Source organism: Mesorhizobium sp. M7A.F.Ca.CA.002.15.2.1, assembly GCF_003998715.1.
Classification (GTDB): domain Bacteria; phylum Pseudomonadota; class Alphaproteobacteria; order Rhizobiales; family Rhizobiaceae; genus Mesorhizobium; species Mesorhizobium ciceri.
The window spans coordinates 1-1128 of the sequence record NZ_RZPI01001056.1; the positions used below are offsets into that span (position 1 = coordinate 1).

General features: G+C 61.9%; 1 protein-coding gene. It reads right to left on the reverse strand.

Annotated elements, in window-relative coordinates; all coding sequences use genetic code 11:
• Window positions 1-54 precede the first annotated feature (54 nt).
• Entirely contained in the window at window positions 55-1116 is a 1062-nt protein-coding gene (locus ENZ74_RS32540) for a hemin-degrading factor (RefSeq protein ID WP_063168167.1), read from the reverse strand.
• Between the last annotated feature and the right edge of the window lie 12 nt (window positions 1117-1128).

Sequence of the window (1128 nt, forward strand, 5' to 3'; positions counted from 1 at the left end):
AAATAGATCCGCGCACAGCCGACAATCTTGGGAAAACACTCATAGCATTTTTTCTCAGGCTGCAGTCGGGCTTGGGATGCGCGGCAGGTTTTCCGCCAGGAAGCGCCAGTCGTCTCGCTCGCTTTCGCCTTCATGACGCTTGCCGAAGAACTGGATGATCATCTTGCCGTCGGCGTCATAGACCTCGAGCGAGGTGACATGACCGTCCTTGGTCGGCTTGCGCACGGCCCAGACCTCGTGGATGTGGTCGGTGCGCAGATGCAGGTGGAAGGTTTCGTCCAGCACGTTGATCCATGGTCCCATCGGCTTGATCGACTTGATCGGACCGGAATGGATCTGGATGCAGCCGCGGTTTCCCACAAAGCACATGATCGGCATCTCGCCCTCCGCGGCATGATGAAACATGGCCCGGACCGCCTCATTGTCGAGCTGCCAGGCATAGTCCTGCCCAACCAGGCGCACCGCCTGCCGGCGGCTTAGTTTCAGCGTCTTCAGCATACCAAAGAACTGGTGCACGTCGGTCAGCCGGCTCCAGCGGTCACGCAGATCGTCGAGATTGGCGGCCGCTTCGTCGCCATGGATCTCGTCATCGGGGAGTGGCCCCGAGATGTCGACCGTCGGTTCCTGGTTGGACGATTCGAGCGCGGCGACCAGCTTCTGATAGGCATAGAGGCTGGAGGCCGGCCGCAGATGCACCTTGTGCACGGCCTCGCCTGCCGCATCGAAGAACTGGAGGCTGCGGCGGATTTCGTCGCCGTCGCGCTTCTCGATGGCAAAGCCGTGCGCCCAGACCTTCGGGAAGATGCGCAAGTCGATGTTTTCGCCAAGCACCATGGCATTGTGGGTGCCGGTGACGACCTTGTCATAGACGCCGATCTTCTCGTGCACCGCGCTGTCATTGCGGGTCAGCGCCATGACCTCGCCGACGGCCTCGAGGCCGGTCAGAAGATCGTTGACGCGCGGCTCGATGCGGACGACGCCGTCGCCGCAATGCGCCGCGACCAGTTCGGCTTCCGAAATGCCGAGATGGGCAGCCAGATCACGCTCGCGCGTCTTCGGATTGTCTGTCCGTGCCCGCCGGATTTCATGCGGGGCGGGTTTTACGCGCTGATCCATGTCTCGGTCCCT